We start from the raw sequence: 595 nt of genomic DNA, 5'->3' as shown, positions 1-595 counted from the left end.
AGTAGTCGTCTTGCACGGCTATTACCACACTTAGTAATAGCCCCTAAATGGCGTTTATCGCCGCTTGAATGTTCACTAGTTACAAGACCTAGGTAACTCATTAATTTTCTAGGGTGGTCGAATCGCGATAAGTCACCTAGTTCGACAATCACGCCTGTAGCGACTAATAACCTCACACCACGGAGCGCCTTTATCGCTTTAACTACCGGATAAAATTGCCAACGCTTCACTTGATGGGTTAATTCATTATCCAGCCTTTTTAAACGTTTTAACCTCTCGGTAATGGTTGAAACGGCTTCTTGCAAAACAATTTGCTGACAAGGATGAGGTAGCACTAATTCAGCGAGCCAACGCAAATACTGTAATGACCAGTTATCTTTTATTTTGCTGTTAATGTTGCTACGTAACAACAATGCTTTAAGTTGATATTTAGCCTCTTTTAAGTCTTTCATGCCTGTTTTTCGTGCTCGGGATAAATCACGTACGGCTTCATCTTCGGGCTCAGGGACATAGATAGATGTTAAGTCTTCAGACTTGAGCAGCTTTGCAAGTTTGAGCGCATCACGTTTATCGGTTTTGATTTTATCTCCTGGTT

The 595-nt window shown here is 41.5% G+C and carries 1 protein-coding gene; it reads right to left on the bottom strand.

All coding sequences use genetic code 11. The features are described 5' to 3' along the window. Window positions 1-595, bottom strand: a 595-nt coding sequence (locus H4J66_RS00025) for an IS110 family transposase (protein ID WP_182169086.1), incomplete at both ends; no start/stop codon positions are given.

Origin of the sequence: Colwellia sp. MB3u-55 (assembly GCF_014076785.1) — a bacterium.
Taxonomy (GTDB): Bacteria; Pseudomonadota; Gammaproteobacteria; order Enterobacterales; family Alteromonadaceae; genus Colwellia_A.
This window is presented reverse-complemented; position numbering and strand designations above follow the sequence as displayed.